Origin of the sequence: Asticcacaulis sp. MM231 (assembly GCF_964186625.1) — a bacterium.
Taxonomy (GTDB): Bacteria; Pseudomonadota; Alphaproteobacteria; order Caulobacterales; family Caulobacteraceae; genus Asticcacaulis.
In genome coordinates this window covers 993,502-1,012,095 of the sequence record NZ_OZ075108.1, presented here as the reverse complement: position 1 = coordinate 1,012,095, position 18,594 = coordinate 993,502, and the positions used below count along the sequence as shown (strand labels likewise).

At 59.7% G+C, this 18,594-nt stretch carries 18 protein-coding genes; 4 read left to right on the top strand and 14 right to left on the bottom strand.

Going from position 1 to position 18,594, the window contains the following annotated elements:
* Nucleotides 1-22: 22 nt before the first annotated feature.
* A complete protein-coding gene (pip, locus tag ABQ278_RS04915) occupies nucleotides 23-1,018 on the top strand; it encodes a prolyl aminopeptidase (RefSeq protein WP_349322104.1) in 996 nt (331 codons plus the stop codon).
* A 124-nt stretch (nucleotides 1,019-1,142) separates the two neighbouring features.
* On the opposite strand, the gene ABQ278_RS04910 is transcribed toward pip, so the two are convergent.
* The 6 genes from ABQ278_RS04910 to murC all read right to left on the bottom strand — a co-directional run bounded on the left by ABQ278_RS04910 (nucleotide 1,143) and on the right by murC (nucleotide 6,096).
* Nucleotides 1,143-1,460, bottom strand: a complete 318-nt coding sequence (locus ABQ278_RS04910) for a hypothetical protein (RefSeq protein WP_349321481.1) — start codon at nucleotides 1,458-1,460, stop codon at nucleotides 1,143-1,145.
* On the bottom strand, nucleotides 1,457-2,296 hold the full coding sequence (gene folP, locus ABQ278_RS04905) for a dihydropteroate synthase (RefSeq protein WP_349321480.1): 840 nt from the start codon (nucleotides 2,294-2,296) through the stop codon (nucleotides 1,457-1,459). The genes ABQ278_RS04910 and folP overlap by 4 nt, the downstream gene beginning before the upstream one ends.
* 241 nt (nucleotides 2,297-2,537) lie before the next feature.
* Nucleotides 2,538-3,446, bottom strand: a complete 909-nt coding sequence (gene murB / locus ABQ278_RS04900; protein ID WP_349321479.1) for a UDP-N-acetylmuramate dehydrogenase — start codon at nucleotides 3,444-3,446, stop codon at nucleotides 2,538-2,540.
* A gap of 40 nt (nucleotides 3,447-3,486) precedes the next feature.
* On the bottom strand, nucleotides 3,487-3,792 hold the full coding sequence (locus ABQ278_RS04895; protein ID WP_349321478.1) for a hypothetical protein: 306 nt from the start codon (nucleotides 3,790-3,792) through the stop codon (nucleotides 3,487-3,489).
* Nucleotides 3,793-3,810: 18 nt separating this feature from the next.
* Nucleotides 3,811-4,575 carry an acyltransferase gene (locus tag ABQ278_RS04890; RefSeq protein ID WP_349321477.1) on the bottom strand — a complete coding sequence of 255 codons (765 nt, stop codon included), beginning with the start codon at nucleotides 4,573-4,575 and terminating at the stop codon, nucleotides 3,811-3,813.
* Nucleotides 4,576-4,656: 81 nt separating this feature from the next.
* Nucleotides 4,657-6,096: a UDP-N-acetylmuramate--L-alanine ligase gene (gene murC / locus ABQ278_RS04885; RefSeq protein ID WP_349321476.1), complete on the bottom strand. Its 1,440-nt coding sequence runs from the start codon at nucleotides 6,094-6,096 to the stop codon at nucleotides 4,657-4,659.
* 138 nt (nucleotides 6,097-6,234) lie between these two features.
* Here murC and ABQ278_RS04880 point away from each other — a divergent pair, with 138 nt between their 5' ends.
* A complete protein-coding gene (locus ABQ278_RS04880; RefSeq protein ID WP_349321475.1) occupies nucleotides 6,235-6,465 on the top strand; it encodes a hypothetical protein in 231 nt (76 codons plus the stop codon).
* Nucleotides 6,458-6,721 carry a type II toxin-antitoxin system RelE/ParE family toxin gene (locus tag ABQ278_RS04875; protein ID WP_349321474.1) on the top strand — a complete coding sequence of 88 codons (264 nt, stop codon included), beginning with the start codon at nucleotides 6,458-6,460 and terminating at the stop codon, nucleotides 6,719-6,721. Before ABQ278_RS04880 ends, ABQ278_RS04875 begins: the two co-directional genes overlap by 8 nt.
* Before the next feature lie 23 nt (nucleotides 6,722-6,744).
* Here the strand turns inward: ABQ278_RS04875 and ABQ278_RS04870 are convergent, their stop codons facing one another.
* The 7 genes from ABQ278_RS04870 to murF all read right to left on the bottom strand — a co-directional run bounded on the left by ABQ278_RS04870 (nucleotide 6,745) and on the right by murF (nucleotide 16,681).
* Complete coding sequence (locus tag ABQ278_RS04870; protein WP_349321473.1) at nucleotides 6,745-7,815, bottom strand: AI-2E family transporter; 1,071 nt, start codon at nucleotides 7,813-7,815, stop codon at nucleotides 6,745-6,747.
* Nucleotides 7,812-8,870, bottom strand: a complete 1,059-nt coding sequence (gene murG / locus ABQ278_RS04865; protein WP_349322103.1) for an undecaprenyldiphospho-muramoylpentapeptide beta-N-acetylglucosaminyltransferase — start codon at nucleotides 8,868-8,870, stop codon at nucleotides 7,812-7,814. Before murG ends, ABQ278_RS04870 begins: the two co-directional genes overlap by 4 nt.
* A 170-nt stretch (nucleotides 8,871-9,040) precedes the next feature.
* Entirely contained in the window at nucleotides 9,041-10,144 is a 1,104-nt protein-coding gene (locus ABQ278_RS04860) for a putative peptidoglycan glycosyltransferase FtsW (RefSeq protein WP_349322102.1), read from the bottom strand.
* 309 nt (nucleotides 10,145-10,453) lie between these two features.
* The gene (locus tag ABQ278_RS04855) at nucleotides 10,454-12,427 is read right to left on the bottom strand and encodes a methyl-accepting chemotaxis protein (RefSeq protein WP_349321472.1); all 1,974 of its coding nucleotides are present in this window, start codon (nucleotides 12,425-12,427) and stop codon (nucleotides 10,454-10,456) included.
* 288 nt (nucleotides 12,428-12,715) lie between these two features.
* Complete coding sequence (gene murD / locus ABQ278_RS04850) at nucleotides 12,716-14,119, bottom strand: UDP-N-acetylmuramoyl-L-alanine--D-glutamate ligase (protein ID WP_349321471.1); 1,404 nt, start codon at nucleotides 14,117-14,119, stop codon at nucleotides 12,716-12,718.
* Nucleotides 14,120-14,131: 12 nt separating this feature from the next.
* A complete protein-coding gene (gene mraY, locus ABQ278_RS04845; RefSeq protein ID WP_349321470.1) occupies nucleotides 14,132-15,244 on the bottom strand; it encodes a phospho-N-acetylmuramoyl-pentapeptide-transferase in 1,113 nt (370 codons plus the stop codon).
* A gap of 39 nt (nucleotides 15,245-15,283) precedes the next feature.
* On the bottom strand, nucleotides 15,284-16,681 hold the full coding sequence (gene murF / locus ABQ278_RS04840) for a UDP-N-acetylmuramoyl-tripeptide--D-alanyl-D-alanine ligase (RefSeq protein ID WP_349321469.1): 1,398 nt from the start codon (nucleotides 16,679-16,681) through the stop codon (nucleotides 15,284-15,286).
* Between the two features lie 188 nt (nucleotides 16,682-16,869).
* Here murF and ABQ278_RS04835 point away from each other — a divergent pair, with 188 nt between their 5' ends.
* A complete protein-coding gene (locus ABQ278_RS04835) occupies nucleotides 16,870-17,142 on the top strand; it encodes a hypothetical protein (RefSeq protein ID WP_349321468.1) in 273 nt (90 codons plus the stop codon).
* Between the two features lie 8 nt (nucleotides 17,143-17,150).
* On the opposite strand, the gene ABQ278_RS04830 is transcribed toward ABQ278_RS04835, so the two are convergent.
* Nucleotides 17,151-18,578 (bottom strand): hypothetical protein, encoded by a 1,428-nt coding sequence (locus tag ABQ278_RS04830; protein ID WP_349321467.1) that lies wholly within the window; start codon nucleotides 18,576-18,578, stop codon nucleotides 17,151-17,153.
* Between the last annotated feature and the right edge of the window lie 16 nt (nucleotides 18,579-18,594).

The following is an 18,594-nucleotide window of genomic DNA, read 5'->3' as shown; positions in this document are numbered from 1 at the left end:
TACCACCCTGAACCTGAAAATGATGACCGATTCCATAAATTCCAAGCCAGCACGCGGCCTATATCCCGATATTGAGCCCTATGACAGCGGTCATATGCCCACCGGCGGCAAACACAAGATCTATTATGAGCAATCCGGCAATCCGGCCGGTATTCCGGTCGTGGTGCTGCATGGTGGCCCCGGTGGCGGCACCTCGCCCAACCTGCGCTGCTATTTCAATCCTGACGGCTATCGCATCATACTGCTGGATCAGCGCGGCTGCGGAAAATCGACGCCGCACGCCTCCGAGGACGTCTCGCTCGAAGACAACACCACCTGGCATCTGGTGGCCGATATCGAGGCGCTGCGCGAAAAACTCGGCATCGAAAAATGGGTGGTCTTTGGCGGGTCGTGGGGCTCCACCCTGGCCCTCGCCTACAGCCTGAGCCATCCCGATCGTGTGGCCGGCCTGATCCTGCGCGGCATCTTTCTTGTGCGGCCCTCAGAGCTTGACTGGTTCTATCAGGATGGCGCCAGCCATATCTATCCCGACATCTGGGACAAGTTCATCGCCCCGATCCCGCAGGAGGAACGCGGCGACCTGCTCGGCGCCTATGTCAAGCGCCTGAACGGGCCCGACAAGGCCATGCAGGTTCGGTGCGCCCTGGCCTGGAGCGGTTGGGAAGGCGATACCCTCTCCATCGATGGGCCAAGCGACTCAGCATCGAAATTCTCCGATCCGGCGTTCGCGCTGGCCTTTGCCCGCATCGAAAGCTGGTATTTCAAGAACGGCGGCTTCTTTGAGAGCGACAACTGGGTGCTGGAGAATATCGGACGTATCCGCGCCATCCCCGGCTGGATCGTGCAGGGCCGCTACGACGTGGTGACGCCGATGACGACCGCCTGGGAGTTGAAGAAGGCGTGGCCGGAAGCGAAGTTCAACCTGGTGCGCAAGGCCGGGCACTCTTCGAGTGATCCGGGTATTCTGGAAGGGCTTGTGGCGGCGGCCGATGAGGCGCTGGTGGCCTTGACCCGCTAATACCAAGCGTCATGACGTTTGGCAAGGGCGACTGCCCGCCGCCTAAGCGGCGAGCAATGCGGCGTTTGAGCTGAAAAAAGCGAATACCAATGAAGCGGTTCTACACCACGCATGTTGGTATAAGTCAGGGCTCGTCGTGACGCACGCCGTCCCACGGCTCGCGTCGGGTCAGATATTGCAGCGGCCAGACATTTTCGCGTGTCCGTCCGCAGCGCGGGCAGTCCAGCTCATGCTTCTCGAAGACGCCATAGAAAAGATGGCCCTTGTCGGCGCCCTTGGTATCGACATGTTTGCCGCAACGCGGGCACAGGAAGAAGAACTGCGACACCGCCACAAAGAAAAAGGCGAACGACCAGAACAGGCGCGCGGAGCCGCTCAGGGCGCCGATCAGACAGACCGGCAGCAGGATAAAATAGACAGCGGCGCGCGTTCGGTAGCTCATGAAGGTTCCAGGGCAGTCCAGAGACGCAAGGCCTGCTTCATGGCCAGAACGTCATGGACTCGCACCATTTTTGCGCCTTTTGCGATAGAATGCAAATGCACCGCCAGCGTGCCGCCGACGCGCAGCTCAGGATCGGCGGGCTCGGCGCCCTCGCGTTCTTCGAGGGCTGCGATAAAGCGCTTGCGGGAGGCCGCCATCAGCAGCGGGAAGCCATGCGAGGCCAGGCGATCCGTAGCTCTGATCAGCGCCAGATTATGATCGAGCGTCTTGCCAAAGCCGATGCCGGGATCAAGCCAGATATGGCCGCGCGCGACGCCGGCGCGAATGGCGACTTCGGCACGTTCGAGCAGATAGGATTCGACCTCGGCCACCACGTCCTCGTAATAAGGACTGGCCTGCATGGTGCGTGGCTCGCCCTGCATGTGCATCAGGATGACCTCGCGGCCGCTGCGCGCAGCAGCCTCCAGACTATGCGGCGTATAGCTGAGCGCGCTGACATCATTCCAGATGCTGGCGCCGGCCTTGACGGCTTCCTCGGCCACTTCGGGTTTGAGTGTATCGATACTAATGGGGGTATCGCTGAGGCCGGAGAGCACGGCGATCAGCGGCACGACGCGGCTGATCTCTTCCTCCAGCGTCACCGGATGGGCACCGGGACGGGTCAATTCGCCGCCGATATCGAGCACATCGGCGCCTTCGGTGATCAGTTGCCGCGCGTGGCTGAGCGCGTGTTCAAAGCCGATAAAGCGCCCGCCGTCCGAAAAGCTGTCCGGCGTAACGTTGACGATGCCCATGATCAGCGGGCCTTTGGCGGCATGGAGGTCGAGTAAGGTCATGGCTTACTATATCCTCCCTTGCGAAGCGGGGGAGGTGGAGCGGCGAAGTCCGTAAGGACACAGTCCGCGACGGAGGGGGCTTGCTGAAAGCGTTCCCCAGATCGCGCATTTACCTTCCGTCATAGCTTAACCTCCCGCCTATGTCCGCCACCTCCGTCAGCGACACCAACCCTGCGGGCTTTGCCCGCAAGAACTGGGCGCTGCCACCTCCCCCGCTGCGAAGGGGAGGATCAAGGAGTGCCTACGCCTTGCCCAACCGTTTGATTTCCCAGTGCAGGTCGATGCCCAGCTTCGTCATGACATCGGCGCGGACGGCCTCGCCCAGACCTTCCAGTTCGGCCGCCGTGGCGTCGCCGGTATTGATCATAAAGTTGGAATGCAGTTCGGAGAACTTGGCGGCGCCGAACAGCTTGCCACGCCAGCCGGCCTCATCAACGCACTGCCAGGCGCTCTTGCCCTCCGGATTCTTGAAGGTCGAACCGCCGGTCTTTTCACGGATCGGCTGGGTCTGCTCACGGCGGGCGGTGATGGCTTCCATCCGCTCGGTGACCGCCGACGCATCATCAGGCGTGCCTTGGAACAGCGCGCCGGTATAGATGACGCCTTCGGGTTCCGAATGGCGGTAGCGGAAACCCATCTCGGCATTGGAGATCGTGATGCGCTCGCCAGAGCGCGTGATGGCATAGGCCTCGATCAGAATGTCCTTGGTTTCCGAGCCGTAGCAGCCGGCGTTCATGGTGAGCGCCCCGCCGATCGTGCCCGGCACGCCACGATAGAATTCCAGACCGGCAATGCCGTTTTGCGCCGCCACCTTGGCGACATGGGCATCCAGCGCCGCCGCACCGGCTTCGATACGCCCCTCGCCGCGCGGCGTCACATCGGCGAAATTACGGCCGAGGCGAATCACCACGCCATCGATGCCGCCATCGCGTACCAGCAGGTTCGAGCCAACGCCGATGGTCAGGGCCGGAATGCCGGGATCCAGGTTTTTCAGGAATTCGCACAGGTCGGCGGCGTCTTCCGGCAGGAAAACCACGTCGGCCGGTCCGCCGACGCGAAACCAGGTGAAGGGCGCCAGATCAGCGCGATACATCATCTTGCCGCGCACCGGCGGCAGGTCGGCGATCCAGGCGTGGGACTGTTGCGTCATAGCGGTTCCGTCATCATCTGCACGCTCCAGGCGGCAAATGTCAGAAGGGTGATCCGGCCCTAAAAGTCAAGCGCGAACTCGACAGGAAGCGTTGCGACAGAAATTTCCTGACAGGCTCATCGATAAATTTAAGCGCCAGATAGCTGGCGACAATAACCACAACAAAGATGATCGCCCCTTCAATCAGGGCGTTGCGCTGATGTGTAACGGTCTGGTAGACGCCGTTGACCCAGCGAAACAGAGGATAGTGCATCGCATAGACAGGGTAGGACAAGGTGCCCGCCAGCACGGCAGCCGGGCTTATGGCGGCCTGCAAACGGACCTTGGCGCCGCAGAGCACGAGCAAGGGCGAAACAAGCGGGACCTACAGCCATTGGCTCAGCGCATGAAGCGGTACAGGTGTGTAAAAGATGACCACCATGGCCACCACGCTGATCCAGAACAGCCAGTGCCAGAGACGCGAACCTGCCGCCCGTCCCTGAAGAAAACGTGCATCGGCAAAGAACAGCGCAACACCCAGACAGAAGGACGTGCAGACGCGCGGTATGCCTTGCCAGAAGGTGGCCGTTTCATCACCGCCCCCTGGGAAAAGCAGCATTAACGCAAAGGACACCACCGTCAGGCTCAGCGACAAGACAAGCCCATCGATCCGGCGCAGCAAAGCCCAGACAAAATTCGCTGCCAGTTCAAGGAAGAGCGAATATTGTGGCCCGTTGAGCGGAAAGACTTGGGGGCCGCCGATGCTCGTCGGAGCATGGAGATAAGGCAGATTGACCATGGCCAGCAGAAAAGCCAGGGCCAGCGCTAGCTGATCTACGGGCTCATGCTTCGCGAAGATGCTTATGACGCTGTAAAGTATGCTGATAAGCAGTCCAAGCAGGATCATCGGCATCAGGCGCACAAGGCGAACGCGGGCAAATTTCGCCAGTGTCATGCTCTCCTTCAGGCACGCGCCATAGGCCAGCACCATAACATAGCCGCTCAGGCAGAAAAACAGATCGACCGCCAGACCGCTATTGGTGGCCAACCAGGGCACGCCAAGCCAGTGACCTATGTGAAAAAGAACAACTGAAATCGCCGCAAAGCCTCTCAAACCATCGAAGGCCTTGTAGTGGTTGGACTCACTCACGAATTTCAGCTTGAAGACTGCGCTTATGCATCGACAAAACTTATTGCACTGCACAAATTTATTTTCAAGATGAGTCGGGGTTTAGCTCTTTAACGCTTCAAGCTGCGATGGCAGGGCATAGGCCCACTGCGTGATATCGCCGGCACCGAGCAGGACGACGATATCGCCAGGCTTGGCCTCAGCCGCCACCAGACCGGCCAGTTGCGACGGGCCATCGAGCGCTATGGCGTTGCGGTGACCGAAGCGGTGCAAACCTTCGACCAGATGGGTCTTGTCGACGCCCTCGATCGGCAGTTCGCCGGCGGAGTAGACGTCGGCCACGATCACCGTGTCGGCGTCATGGAAGCACGACGAGAACTCGTTCATCAGATCGCGCAGGCGGGTATAGCGGTGCGGCTGGACCACGGCGATGACGCGGCCGGAACTGACCTGACGCGCAGCTTTCAAAACGGCGGCGATCTCGACAGGGTGGTGGCCATAGTCATCGATCACGCGGATACCATCCACCACGCCGGTGGTGGTGAAGCGGCGCTTGACGCCTCCGAAAGCCCCCAGGCCACGGCGGATATCGTCCTCACCAATGCCCAGTTCACGGGCGATGGCGATGGCGGCGGTGGCATTGGAGACGTTGTGGTTGCCGGTCATCGGCAGCTTGAGCTTCTCCCAGGTGAAGGGCTCAATGCCCCCCAATTGACTAGAGGGCGGCGAGAAGACGACATCGAAAACCGCGCCTTCGGGGCCAAATTCGATATTGGCGCAGCGCACCTCGGCCTGCGGGCTCGTGCCATAGGGTATCAGGCGGCGGTTGTCGATCTTGGCGGCCAGGGCCTGCACTTCCGGATGGTCGATGCAGACGGCGGCGAACCCATAGAAGGGAATATTTTCGACGAAATCGACAAAGCCTTTTTTGACGGCTTCGAAATCGCCCCAGTGATCGAGGTGTTCGGCGTCGATATTGGTGACGATGGCCAGGGTCGATTTCAGACGCAGGAAGGAGCCGTCGGATTCATCGGCCTCGACCACGATCCAGTCACCATCCCCCACCTTGGCATTGGTGCCGTAGGCATTGATGATGCCGCCATTGACCACGGTCGGGTCCTTGCCACCGGCATCGAGCAGACAGGCCACCATGGAGGTGGTCGTCGTCTTGCCGTGGGTGCCACCGACCGCAATGGAGAATTGGAGGCGCATCAGTTCGGCCAGCATTTCGGCGCGTCGCACCAGCGGGATACGGCGGCGGCGCGCCTCGACCATTTCCGGATTGTCCTGCTTCACGGCGGTGGAATAGACGAGGGCACAAACGCCTTCCGAGACGTGCGAGGCTTCATGACCGATGAAAATCTGCGCACCCAGCTTTTCGAGACGCTCGGTATTGGCCGAGGCCTTGGCGTCGGAACCCTGCACCTTGTAGCCGATCTTGATCATGATTTCGGCGATGCCGCTCATGCCGATGCCGCCAATGCCAACAAAATGGACGGGACCGAGATCGAAAGGCGTCGGGCGCTTGGTGTGAAGGGTCATGCAGGGGTCGTTTCACAGAGAAAGAAATGGGAAGGGAACAGGGTTTAGACCATCCTTGCGGGCCTGTCACTGATCCTTTTCAGCCTTTCACAGCCGCGGCTTTTATGGCAATAATGACGTCAACAAAGAGGTTCCGCCATGGGCAAGATGTCGATATCGCTGGATGAGCAATCCCGGTCGTGGATAACCGGGCAGACGGACGATGCCGAGACCTATGTCAATGCGCTGGTCCATCAGGATCAATTGCACAAGGCGGCTGAGGCTAAACTACGTAATATGCTTGACGAAGCCGATACCAGCGGTGTCAGCGAGGCGACAGTGGAAGACATCTGGGCCAAAGCCGAAGCAAGACATCTCTCTAGTGGCTGATTACAGGTTAAGCCGAAAAGCTGAAGCTGATCTCGCCGCTATTGCCGATTACAGCCTTCAGGTCTTTGGCATTCAACGCGCTCGCAGCTATCGTGATGATCTGCTTAAAGCTTTTGCACACATTGCAAGCAACCCAAATCTTGGCACTTATTATGGCCACATTGCACCTGACACGCGCAGGTTCGTCACCGGTTCGCATGTCATTTATTATCGCATGCTGCCTGACGGTCTGCTTATACGCCGCATCCTGCATTAGTCGCAGGACCCGATGCGCCACCTTTAATCCGCTTTTGCCGCCTTCGGTTTGAGCAGACTACGCGCAGGCCCCTTCCCCTTCCCTTGCGTCACATCTTCACCATCATAAAGCTTGCGCACCAGGGTGTAGATGATCACGGTCAGCGGCATAGCGAACAGCACGCCCATAGTGCCAAGCAGTCCGGCAAAGCCAACCACCGCGAACAGGGTGATGATCACCGGAATAGAAGCGATCTGGCGCTGAACCGCCGGCGTGATGAAATTGCTCTCCATTTGCGATACGCCGACATAGATCACCAGCGCCCAAAGGAAAGTCTGCCACCCGGACACCGCCGCCAGCAACAGACCTGGCCCCGCCGAAACCACCGGCCCTACGATCGGCACGAACTGCGCCAGACCCGACACCATGCCCAAAGCTAGCGCCGACGGCACATGCAGGAACCACAGACCAAAGCCGGTCAGGGTGCCAACCAGCACCATCGAGATAAACTGACCGATGAACCACAGGCGCAGGGCGCGGCCGGCCACGTTCATGGCGTCGCGCACCTTCTCCTTATGATCATCGGCAAACAGGAAGACCACGCCGTCACGATACTTGCCGGGGTCTATCGCCAGAATGATGCCGGCGATCGTGGCGACCAACAGGTTGGCCAGCGCCGAAAAGATGCTGCCAGCAATGAGCGGAAGCTTGGACGCCAGACCGCTGGCCTGCTGCCCCACAGTAGCCATTTGCTTTTGCACTTCGTCATTAAGGCCCAGTTGCTGCAGGCGTACCTGCAAGGCAGCCCAGGCCACCGGTATCTGCTTGGTCAGGTTTTGCGTCTGCGCCACCAGTTCGTAGCCGAACAGGAAGAAGGTCAGCGAAATCAGCGCCAGAACGGCGACCAGAACGGTCAGGATGGCCAGGGTGTCATTGAGCGGCGTATATTTGATCAGCGGTTCGGCCAGGGCCCGCAGCACGGTAGCGATCACGATGGCACCGAAGATCAGCAGCCACAGGCTGAGCAGCTTGAAGATCAGCAAACTCGCCGCGATGGCCAAAATAATAAACAGCACGCGCTGAATGAAACCAATGTCGAGTGCCTTTTCGGTCATGACCCATCCTTGATTTTGGTTACGGTGCGTTCCACCAGATCGGCTAAAAGTTTGGCCGCATCAGGGCGCGCCACCGATTTCGCAGCACCAGCGCGCATCGGCAGCATCGATGAGGCCTCGATCATCAGGCGGATCTCTTCGCTCAAGCGTTCGGCGGTAAAGTGTTCCTCGCGGATGACGATGGCCGCCTTGGCCTCTTTCAGCACCTCGGCATTGTAGGTCTGGTGATCGTCAGCCGCGATCTTGAGCGGAATCAGCACCGAGGGCTTGCCGGCCACGGCCAGTTCGCAGACGGTCGACGCCCCGGCCCGGCCGATAACGATATGGGCGCGGCCGAGGCGTTCGGCCATGTTGGAAAAGAACGGCGCCACCTCGGCATCGATCTCCGACAGCGCATAGACCATCCGCGCCTGCTCGACCTGCTCGTCGCGCGCCTGCTGCTCAACGTGCAGATTGATGCGCAGCGACATCGGCAGCATGGCCAGGGCCTGCGGCACGGTTTCGGACAGGATCTTCGCGCCCTGCGACCCCCCGGTCACCAGAATATTGACGGTTGGATCAATGGCCGGATAGGGCTCATCATACAGCGCGCGGATATCCGGGCGCACCGGATTGCCGACCACCTGCACCTTGCCCTCGAGTTCATCGGGCGCCATGCGCAGGACAGGGAAAGCGCAAGCGACGGCATCGACCTTCTTGACCAGTTGACGATTGGAACGACCCAGCACGGAATTCTGTTCGTGGATCAGGGTGACATCCTTGCGACCAAGCGCGGCCATCAGCGCCGGATAGGACGGATAGCCGCCAAAGCCGATCACCGCCCACGGCTTGAGCCGCGCAAAGGCCTTGCGCGCCTGCAGGATACCCTGCCCGATCTTGATCGCCGCCTTCGCCATGCCGATCGGATCGCCGTTCCTGAAGGTGGCGGCTTCCAGCGACAGGCGCTCGATGGCGGGAAAATTCTCGGCATAGGCGGCGCCGCGCTTGTCAGAGGCCAGCACCACATCCCAGCCGCGGCTGATCAGCTCACGCGCCAAAGCTTCGGCGGGGAACATATGTCCGCCGGTGCCGCCCGCCGCCACGATGGCTAAAGGTTTGGCGGCAAAGGAAGAGGCCTTACGGCGCGGTTTGGGTGGTTTAGGCGTCGCCAAGTGGAATCCCCGAAATCATCGTCGTCTGACCATAACGGCTCAGATATAAAAAGCTAAGGCCTTTTCGACGACATTTACCACTTCGTCGGATCGTCCTGTGGAATCTCTTCCTGACGCTTGCGTGTCAGGGCCAGGATAAAGCCAAGCGTGACGCCCAGCGCCAGCATGGAGGAGCCACCGTAGGAAATAAACGGCAGGGTCATGCCCTTGGGCGGAATGAGGCCGAGATTAACCGACACATTGATCAACACCTGCGTGCCCAGCATGATGTAGAGGCCGGAGGTGGCGATCTGGCGGAAAGGGTCCTGCATCGCCATGGCCTTGAGCAATCCGCGCACAATGATAAAGGTGAAGATGCCGATGATGATCAGGATCAGCCACAGGCCGTACTCTTCCGCCACCACCGAATAGATAAAATCGGTATGGAGGTCGGGGATATAGCGCTTCATCGTGCCTTCATTGAGGCCGCGACCGAACAGCCCGCCATTGGCGATGGCCGCCTTGGCGCGCGCCACCTGAAAGCCGGAGTCGGCGTCAGGCGAGATAAACCCCATGATGCGGTTGCGAAAGTGCGGCTGGATGAAGAACAGGCCGACGAGGCCGACGCCGGCGGCCGACAACATGCCGATGATCCAGCGAAAGGGCACGCCGGAGATAAAGAAACAGGCGCCAAAGGCAATGGTGATCAGGATCGATTGCCCGACATCGGGCTGGATCAGCAACAGGACGATGGCCAGCGCATAGAGGCAAAAGGCGACGGTCACGCCTGGCACGCCCTTGCCTTTTTGCCCTTCGCAGAACATCCAGGCGATCAGCACGATCAGGGCCGGCTTGAGGAATTCCGATGGCTGCACCGCGATCGGCCCCAGTTCGAGCCAGCGCCGACCGCCCTTGGCCGCGTGACCAATCAGCGGCAGCATGGCCATGATCGAGATGGCGCCGCCATAGATCAGCACGCTGACGCGCTTGATGCCCTTGAGCGACAGCATGGAAATCATGATCATGCCGGCCGCCGTCATCAGGGCGAAGACGAAATGGCGCTTGGTGTAATAGAAGGTGTCGTAATGGCTGACGTGCGGTGCTGCCACCGGCGACGACGAGAACGAGAAGAAGAAGCCAAGCACCAGAAGGATCAGCGCCAGAGTCAGGGTGACGCGATCAAGCGTCCACCACCAGATGGCAGTTGGCGAGCGATCGGTGCGCGTAAACGGATGGGCATAGGCTTAAGTCATGAACGCATCCTGAGGCGGGATATGACGATGGGAACTGACAGACAGGATTCACCAAAACGTGGTTAAGATCAGCTTAAGCCACGTGTCGATTCGTAAGAGATTCTTAAGATGCTGGAATTCAGTGACCCGGGTTCGCGCGTCTTTAAGCGCGCCCGTATGACACGACTTAACCTACACCCGGTCAAGCCCAGGCTAATCTCGGCAACGGCGTCGCAACGTGCCTCGACTTCAGCGCTGCCCACGCCTGTCTAGCTTTTAAACATTGGCACGGGCATCAAGTTCCCTCAGGAAAGCGACGCTGTCGTTCATCTGGTCAATGCCGTGGCGATGTTCGGCGGCCATGGCGCTGAGCCCGTTCAGCGAGCGCTCGATATGGCCACTTTGGGCGAAGATATCTTCAACCCTCAGCACCGTGTCCTGATAATGCTGGCTCTCATCCTTGAATTGCAGACGGGTAGCCTCAATAATACCGCCGAGCTGCTTTAAGGACAACTCGATCTCCCCGATTGCCGCCTGAGTATATGTCAGGGTAGATTTGGTGTCGCTTGCCAGCTTTTTGACTTCGCCCGCCACGACACTAAAACCACGGCCGGCCTCCCCCGCACGCGCGGCCTCGATGGTGGCATTGAGCGCCAGAAGGTTCGTCTGGGATGTTATGCCATCAATAACGGACAAGACCTGACGCAGGTTGGCAAGCGCCGCGTTCAGACTGGTGAATTTCTCGGAAAGCTGTTCTGTATTTGAATCATCCCCCGTCGCACGTTGCTTCTGATCGCTCTCCATCGCATGACGGATGCCATCCATAATGCCGCCGATATCGCCGACCTCGGTGAGGACGGTTTCTATTTTGGCCGCGATGCCGAGATGGTTCGAGATTCCGTCAATAACGCCACCGCGCAATCTGTTGAGGATTTCCGCCCGGTTCAGTTGACAGCGCGCGAAGTAGTTGACGAATTTGGCGTATTCGATCGGAAACTGATCAATAAAATCATCCTTGTAGTCCGAAGTCCCCGTTTCAAAAAACGCCACGGCGGTCAGGGTCTGATTGACATTGATACCGAAGAGCTCTCCGAACGTTGAGAAGCCAACGGCCGGCGCCGGCCATATGTTTTTCGCGTTTTTGAGGGTGGTCTCATTCGAAAGGCGGCGCAGGATACAGTCATTCAGCAGCACGCCGAGCAAAGGCGGCTTATCCTTCAGGAAGGCATCGACGTCACGGCGGGTCTGATCAATAAAATCAGTCGCTTCCAGAAGGATAAGGTCGTCACCGGAGCCGACATCGCAATAGAAAGTCACCGTTTCCGTATTGAAATCGATGCCCGCGACGGAGCGTACAAACAGCTCCCCGTCAATTTCGATCCCAAAGGCGCGGCCTTCAAGGGCCTTCTCCAAGCCTGAGGGCTGAACGCGCAGCGCGTCACAAAGCGCGCTGACAAACGGCACGACCTTGTTGGCGCTGGCATCATAGATGGCGCTGACGGTGCGCTTGTTCGGGTCGGCATCGACCACAACGAAATCATATCCGATTTTGCGGAAATTCTGGCTTTTCATTACGCTATAGCGCTTGTCCTTCGCCACCTTGACAAAGGCGAGAACCGCATGGTTCTCGACAACCTTGTCACCGTCGAAGAGATAGGTGTTCTTGAAATCGAGCTTACCGCCGGCAGAGCCGCCAATAAACAGGCAGGGGAAGCGCGCGGCCTTATAGACCCCTTCCATGAAATAGCTTTCCGATTTGGAAACACCGTCGACAAAGGTCAGCGTGAAAGTGTCACGCGCATCAATGGACAGTCTGGGCCTGACATTTTCCAGGGATTTAACGATCCGCGAGACACGCTCTTGGCGCAGCAGAGCGGGCTGTCCTGAACGAATATCTTCGCAGTGAAGGGGTACGCTGAACACTTCGACCTGCGACAGCAACTCCGGCGAGAAAATCTGCAACACGACATTGTCCCATGCGCCGCTCGCAGAACAGTAAAGCCCTTTTTCCGGATCGTCGCACAACTCGCCGGCTGTGGTAGTGGCGATGACGGGCGCCTGCCCGACAAGCTCTTTCAGTGCTTTGCAGGTTCGGGAGAAATCCACATGAGGTGAAATATAAGCCATAACAAGCGAGGGCGCCGCCCCCTTGAAATCGAAATCAGAAGCGGTGACCCCGGCAAAATCAGCATTGGTCCTGAGGGTGCGTATCCAGTTCGATACAGGCACGGCCTCAAGTTTATCAGCCATGGCAAGAGGGGCTTGTGCCACGTGATCAATTTTAACGGATGTCTCGTGGTTCCTGAAAAACATATTCGTCCTGCCCCGATCGCGTCGACTGAAAGTCCACTTTTGAGCAAGTCTTGTTTAAAAACCTTAACAACCCTATAAAATTTATGGCCTTGAGGTTGTGGTTGTGACAGCGCTGAAACACCTTACGGACAAAGCAGATCAGGCAAGCACTTTCACAGCAAAAGGCGCTCTGGATGTGACGGTAAAAGGTTAAGGTTCAGATCTTAGGGTCTCAGGCCCCAGGTCTCAGGCCTGGACACCCAGCTTGATCTCAGACACGGCATCACGGAAGGCATCGCCACGCGCCTCGAAATCGGTGAACTGATCGAACGACGCGCAGGCCGGCGAGAACAGTACTATCTCTTCTTTGCCGGACTTTTCCGCCTCGGCATAGGCCTGCGCCACCGCGGTAAACAACAGGCGCGATTGCGTGCAAGGCGCCGACTTGCCGATGGTGACCTCGAAGAGTTCCGCCGCCTCACCGATCAGATAGGCGTGCTTGACACGCCCGAACAGGTCGCGCAGCTCATCAATGCCGCCCGCCTTGGCCACACCGCCGGCGATCCACAGGAATTTATCGAACGACGACATCGCCTGACGCGCCGCATCGGCATTGGTCGCCTTGGAATCGTTGATGAAGCGCACCTTGCCGATGCGGCCGATTTCCTGCATGCGGTGCGCCAGGCCGGGGAAGGTGCGCATACCGGCGACGATCTCTTCCATCTCCAGCCCGAGTGCCTTGCAGGCGCTATAGGCGGCGGCGGCGTTTTGCCAGTTGTGACGTCCGGTCAGGGTGCGGACCTCCTTGAGATCGATCACCTGACGGGCGCGCACGCCCGTGCCATCATAGAGCACGCCATTCAGCGCATAGACACCCTGGCCAAGCGTGCGGCGTGACGAGATCGAGATCAGCTTGACCGGCGAATTGACGCGCATGTCCGAGATCAGGGCCGCGGTGTAATCGTCGTCAGCGCCGATCACCGCCGTCTGTTTCGAGCTTTGCGCCATGAAGATGCGCTTCTTGGCCTTGATATAGCCTTCCATACCGCCGTGGCGGTCGAGGTGATCGGGCGTGATGTTCATCAGCACCGCCACATCGGGCGAAAAGCTCATGGTCAGATCAAGCTGGTAGGAAGAGGTCTCGATGACATAGATGCTGCCGGCATGCATCTCCGGCAGGTCGAGGATGCCGATGCCGATATTTCCACCGACATGGACGTCCCTGCCTGCCGCCTTGAGAATGTGCCCGATCAGCGCAGTCGTGGTCGATTTGCCGTTGGTGCCGGTAATGGCCACCGTGCGCGGCCGCTTATGCGCCGGCAGCACCGCCAGGGTGCGGGCGAAAAGTTCGATATCGCCCATCACCGGCACGCCGACGCTCTTGGCCAGCGGCACGGTCCAGTGCGGTTGCGGATGGGTCAGCGGCACGCCGGGCGACAGCACGAGCGCGGCGAATTCGCTCCAGTCGGCGTTCTTCAGGTTCTCAACCGTAAAGCCCGCCTTGGTGGCTGGCAGCAGATTGGACGGCTTGTCATCCCACAGCACCGGCTCGGCGCCGCCGGCCTTGAGCGCGCGCGCCGCCGACAGGCCCGAACGGCCCAGTCCGAAGATAGCGACACGTTTGCCTTCAAAGCCTTTTACCGGGATCATGACACGTACTCTCTAGCGTAGTTTCAAGGTGGCGAGGCCCACCATGGCCAGCATGGCAGCGACGATCCAGAAGCGGATCACCACCGTCGATTCCGGCCAGCCGAGCTTTTCAAAATGGTGATGGATCGGTGCCATCAGGAACACGCGCTTCTTGGTGAGTTTGAAATAGCCGACCTGAATCATCACCGACAGCGCCTCCATGACGAACAGCCCGCCGATGATAGCCAGCACGATCTCGTGCTTGAGCGCCACGGCCACGGCACCGAGGCCACCGCCGAGCGCCAGCGAACCGGTATCGCCCATGAATATCTTGGCCGGCGGCGCGTTGTACCACAAGAAGCCCATGCCGCCGCCGATAATCGCCGCCAGAATGACCGCCACCTCACCGGCGCCCGGCACGTAGTGGATGATCAGATAGTTGGCGAACTTGGCGTTACCGACGAGATAGGCGATCAGGCTGAAAGCGCCGGCCGCGATCATCACCGGCACGATGGCCAGGCCATCGAGACCATCGGTCAGGTTGACCGCATTGGATGCACCGACGACCACCACCGCACCGAAGACGATGTAGAAATAACCGAGATTGAAGATGAAGTTCTTGAAAACCGGGATGACCAGCGAGGTTGCCAGATGCGGCGCATCGGCCGGCACCGGCGAATAGTACATCAGCACCAGCACGGCCACGACGGCGACGGCGACCTGCGCCACCAGTTTCTGGATCGAGGTCAGGCCGGCCGAGGTCTGCTTGGTCACCTTGGCGTAATCGTCAATAAAGCCGAGCAGGCCATAGGCCATGGTGACGCCGAAAACGACCCAGGCGGCCGCCGAATGCGGATCGGCCCACAGGATGGTGCCGACGGCTATGCCAGCCAGGATCATCAGCCCGCCCATGGTCGGCGTGCCCTTTTTGGTCAAAAGGTGGGTCGAGGGGCCATCTTCACGGATCGGCTGTCCCTTGCCCTGACGGGCGCGCATCCAGCGGATAAAGCGCGAGCCCATGGCGACCGCAACGATCATGGCCGTGATCATGGCCAGGAAGATGCGTACGGTCTGATATTTCATCAGATTGATCAGGGGCCAGTGCTGGTGCAGGCTGGTGACGTGCTCGTACAGCAGATAAAACATGAAACGCCTTCTTAGAGGGCAGCAACGCGCCCGTGAAATCTACTCTGCCAATAATGCTTTTGCGATCAAACCGGCTTTAGAGCCGTTGGAGCCCTTTATCATGACCACATCCCCCCCTTGCAAGTCCTCAATGACCCGCGGCAGCAATTCGGCGGCGGTGTCGGCATGGCCACCGCGCAAGGCGGGCGGCAGGGCATCCCACAGATGACGCATCAAAGCCCCTGCCAGATACACCTTATCGATGTCATTGGCCGCGATAACAGGGGCCAGCGAGGCATGCAGAGCCGCCTCTTCCGTGCCCAGTTCGAGCATATCGGTCAGGACGACAACTTTTCGTGAGTCCGCCGCTTTGGGATGCTTACCGAGCGATTGCAGCGTGGCGGTCATCGACACCGGATTGGCGTTATAACTCTCATCGATGACGGTGATCTGGCCGCCCTTGAACGTCTTGCGCGTAACCTTGCCGCGACCGTCGAGCGCTGCCGCCCCCTCCAGCGCCGCGATCGAGGTTTCCAGATCGACATCGAGCGCTTCCAGCATCAGCAGCACCGACATGGCGTTCATCGCCTGATGCTTGCCGGTGTGGGAGAGCGAGAAGGCGATCTCCTTGCCATGGAAACGCGCGGTGATCTCGGCGCGATCGCCATTAATGACGTGCGAGACCAACTTCGCATCAACCCCACCGGCCTCACCAAAGGCCGCCACCAGCGCACCGGCCCCACGGGCTTCGCGTTGCAGGAAATCGAACCAGACATTATCGGCGTTGAGAATGGCGAGCCCGCCCGGTATCAGACCATCAAAAATCTCGGCCTTGGCGCGCGCCACCCCTTCGTCGCCATCGGGGAAGTTTTCGGTATGTGCGCCGCCGACCGTGGTGATGATGACGGCGTGCGGCGCCACGAACTCCGACAGGGGCGTGATCTCGTCAGCGTGGTTCATGCCGATCTCGAAGACGGCGCGCTCCGTATCGGCCGGCATCCGCGCCAGGGTGAGCGGCACGCCGATATGGTTGTTGAAGCTCTTGATGGCGGAATGCGCGGGGCCGGCGCGCGTAAGGCCCTGCATGACCATCTGGGTGACGCTCGTCTTGCCGACCGAGCCGGTCACCGCCCCGCGTTTGGTCCTCACCGCGCGATCGCGGGCAAAGACCGCCATATGCTCCAGCGCTTTTTGCACATCGGGCACCAGCAGGCAGGGACCGCCCTCAATGGGCCGGCGCGTGACGGCGATGGCCGCGCCCGACTGGAAAGCCTGCGCCACGAAATCATGACCATCGCGCACGCCTTTCAGCGCCAGGAAGATATCGCCCGGCTGCAGGGCACGGCTGTCGAAATTGATGCCGGATGCGGCGCCAGAAGCGCCTTCGCCAACACCAGTCAGGGTGCCGCCGGTGGCCTTGGCCAGTTCGTCAAAGGTCCATAGAGGCGTAGGTTTCATGGCTCACGCACGCAGTTAAAACAGCAAAACGTCATTGAACCTGACTCACGGCTTTAGGCAAGCAAGAGTGTGTTAATAGTCTTTATTCAGGATCATCTCAGCGAGATTTTCGTTCACATCGCTACCGCGCGAATTGCCATTACGGCAGGGCAGGACTATAATATTCAGGACAACAGAGGGAGGCTCTCATGTCCCGTAATACCGCAAAACCCTGGTTTGCCCCCAAGCGTTATGGCTATGGTTCAGGCCTGCCGATTGCCTGGCAGGGATGGGTGGTGTTCCTGGCCTATATTGTGGTTTGCGCAGGGGCCGCCTCGGCCCTGCCATTGATGCTTGACAACACTGCCCTTTCCGGTTGGGCACCCCTTGCGATCATTTCCACGGCAACGATCATCTTGGTGATTATTTGCGCCCGGAAAACAAAAGGCGGATGGCGCTGGCGCTGGGGTAAGGACGAGTAATCTCGCCCTCAATAAACCGGGCAACTCATCCAGTGGTAAGCCCGCGCCCATGAAATCCCCATCGAGCGGACAATGACGAAACCTTTCGATTCCGACGGCCCGCTATCGAGCGTCAAACAGCGGCTCATATAGATGCCGGAAGGATCGTAATAGTCGAGACGACGGGCCGACAGGGTTTTGTCCGGGTTGACCCGCACCTCGGCGACATCGTAGCTGATATAGCTGCCGGCATAGAGCCGGTCATCGACGCGGGCGCGCTCGTTCAGCACCACCACCGTGGCGGATGACCTGCCGGTACGACGCAGATAAGCACCGGCGCTATCGAAACACTCAGCCGCCTGCGTATCGTCATCGTCTTTCCTGCCGTCCTTGTCATCATGCGGCCCCGGACGGCCTTTGCGCCAATCCCGCCCACAGTCGACGATAAAATAATCATCGCCATAGGCTTCCCAGATCTCGGTCGGGATCGGGGCCAGGGGCGCACCGCAGCGATTCAGCGCCCGCTCATTGATGTAGAGCCCGTCGTTCTGGCCGGTCACCCACCAGCCGATACTCTCCATCGGCACACAGCCCTCAACGCCGACCAGCAGCGATTTGTTGATCCAGCGGCTATCGGCCTTGAAACTGTTTTTCTTGCTTTTGCGCTTTAAGACCCACTGATCGATCTCTTTCTCGGTCAGGACGTCCCCGGCCTTGACAGGCTGACGCGCCGCCACCAGATCGAGCTCCTTCACATCGGGATTATTGATCAGGTAGCTGACCGCCGGTTGGGCGCACCAGGTGACGCGGATGCTGTACTGCTCCTCGCATTGCCCTGGCACGGCAAGATAGCGCATCGTGCCCTGCACACGCAGCCTTTCCGTCCGGTGCCAGCCACCATTCGGACCGGGCGTCAGGGGCGGGCCTTCCGGCGTATAGGGTCCGTGTGCCTGACGCGGTCCGCCACCGCAGGCAACCGTCTGGCTCTCAACGGCCACATCGCCGCCCTTGCGATGCTCAATCGCATAGCCGACGTCCTCTCCGGCGAGCGCATAACAATCACGCGGCACGATGACATCGGAGCTTTCGAACTCAAGCTCACGCGCCTGAAACCCTTCGGCGGTCGGGAAAAGATCGTAGAGCCGGTAATCGCGGCCATAGGCGCCGGAAATCCAGTCCTTGCCTGTCTGGGCGGTGATCGGCGTCAGCACGCGGGTTTCGCCCTGCGCCGCCGGTTTCAGGGTCACCTTGTCGAAGCACGGCCCCTCCTTGAGCGGCTGGAACTTCGCCGGACAGTTGGTGCGCGGCACCGCTATCTGCAGCTCGGCGCCCAGCACCTCATGGACCGTGCCGAAATGTGCCTCATCGACCAGAATGGGTTGCGCCGATTGCGCCATGGCGCTCACCGGCAATAGTCCCACGACAACTGCCGCACCGGCCCACAGATATGCTCTCATGATATGCCCCTCCGCA